This window comes from Staphylococcus ureilyticus (genome assembly GCF_002902235.1).
In the GTDB taxonomy this organism is placed as follows: domain Bacteria; phylum Bacillota; class Bacilli; order Staphylococcales; family Staphylococcaceae; genus Staphylococcus; species Staphylococcus ureilyticus.
Genome location: NZ_PPRL01000115.1, coordinates 2,727 through 4,948 on the forward strand (window position 1 = coordinate 2,727; position 2,222 = coordinate 4,948).

At 28.0% G+C, this 2,222-nt stretch carries 2 protein-coding genes; both read left to right on the forward strand.

The window, feature by feature from the left end; translation table 11 throughout:
- Positions 1-176 (forward strand): DarT1-associated NADAR antitoxin family protein (locus tag CD150_RS14005; protein WP_438829865.1); only part of this gene is annotated, 176 nt, incomplete at its 5' end.
- Between the two features lie 400 nt (positions 177-576).
- A partial coding sequence (locus CD150_RS10810) for an MrcB family domain-containing protein (protein WP_103161578.1) occupies positions 577-2,222 on the forward strand: 1,646 nt, incomplete at its 3' end.

Here is a 2,222-nt window from a genome sequence, read left to right on the forward strand (position 1 = left end):
CAGAAGTTGCCAAAGAAATTCTTGAATATGAAGCGTTCACAGATATAGAATTTAACCCCAAACGTTCATTTAACTGCCAAGCAGAAGCTTGTGCAATCTATGTATCATTGGTGAAAAGAAAAAAATTACAAGAAGCTTTAAAAAGCATTGATGACTTTGAAAAATTTATCTATTAGATTTGCTTTTAATAATTTAAGTATTGATATGTCAATATCTTTATTACGATTTTTTCCATTGCAAGTAGAAACACTGCAAATATTGCAGGTCAAGTTGAAATATACTGATAGTTTTTGTTACTAACTTAGTGATTTTATACTTAACAATACTTTGGCCAACAATTTATCTATTAAAAAGATCGATAAAATTAAATAATGCCATTTGTTCAATACAATAATTACGTTAAATCATTGTCAATAACTCCATGAAATAATTTTAATTAAAACTTAATGTAAAATAATTTAAAAATTTTGAGAGTTTATGCTATTTGCTTCAATACTATGATTAAAAAATATAATTTCATTGTATCTAGTAATAAATAACACAAGCTTTTTGGCTTATGAATAGGAGTAATTATTAATGACTTTATCAAATTTAATTAAAGAGATAGGTAATACATACTTTAAAGAAAAAAAATCAGGTAAATTCAAGGGAGCACCGGTAGGAAATTTAGTAAAAAATAAGATGGTCGAAGAACTAAAAAAAATAGAAGAACTAAATGGTTTTAAAATTGAGGGTAGCATCGGCAATGGTCAATTTGCCTCTATACCTTGGCTTGCTATTATGAATAAAGAAGTAACAGAGCAAGCTAGTCAAGGTTTTTATATTGTTTTTTTATTTAGTGCAGATGGTGAAAGAGTATACTTGACTTTAAATCAAGCTGCTAATTATTTTAAAGAAAAAAAATTACGAAAACAAGACATAGCAAAAGTATCAAAATCAATTTATGAAATATTGGATTCTCCAGAAAGTGAACTTGTTGATATTGATTTAAAATCTGAGACGTTATTAGGCAAAGATTATGAAAAAACTACTATTAGTGGTTTTGAATATTATATTAATGATATGCCTGATTCATCAGTAATAGAAAGTGATATTATGAAAGTGTTGAATGATTATGAACAGTTAGTTGCTAAATATAAAGAAAACGGGAAAAATCTTGATCAATTTTATCAAGATATATCAAAAGCACAATATAATAAATATCAATTGTTCAAAAATCTATTTAGAAATTTTGTAGAACAAAGTCAAATTAATATTACGAGTAATGACAAAAGTACTGAAATAAAACATGAAGGTCTTGATGAGGTGAAAATCACTAAAATTAAAGACTTTAACTCTGTGTTAATTAATGATGTCGAATTTCATATCCATCTATTTAGTAGTGGACAATATGGCAGGAAAAATGGTAATGGAAGCGGTAAAATTCCATATATGTGTTATAAAGGTTCGAATTCAAGATGGGTAACCATTAGAACAACTTTTGAAAATTATAACATGACTGCCGTTCGATTTACTTTATGGGATGAAGAAGCACAAAAAGAGCAAGAAACGGAACAAACTTATAGTATTGCAGAAATGGACCTTTTTTCTGATAATCCTCCCAATGAATATTTCAAGCAATTTTATGATGATTATAAGAGTTACAAAATTGAGGTGGCGCCTATGATAGAAAGTGGAGTAGTTAAAGAATTAACAGATAAATTATTAAAGTCTAAAAATCTCATACTAAGGGGTGCGCCTGGAACAGGTAAGAGTTATCTAGCGAAAGCAATAGCTTGTAATATGATAGGGACTTCTAATGAAGATTTAGAGTCTTCAGAACAATTTGAGTTTGTTCAATTTCATCCCAATTATGATTATACTGATTTTGTTGAAGGCATTAGACCTGTTATATCTCATGATGGAACTATGGGGTTTGATTTAAAATCAGGAATATTCAAAATGTTTTGTGAGCAAGCTATAGTGGCTCAAAGTAGCAATTCTTCAGATAAAAAGATGGGAAAACATGAAAATCACATTAAATATGGTGATAATCATAAAAAGTATATCTTTGTAATTGATGAAATAAATAGAGGAGAAATTTCAAAGATATTTGGAGAATTGTTTTTTTCAATAGATCCTAGTTATAGAGGGATTGCTGGAGCAGTAAAAACACAGTATTCAAATATGGAGTCTGAAAAAGACAAATTCTATATTCCTGATAATGTATATATTATAGGAAC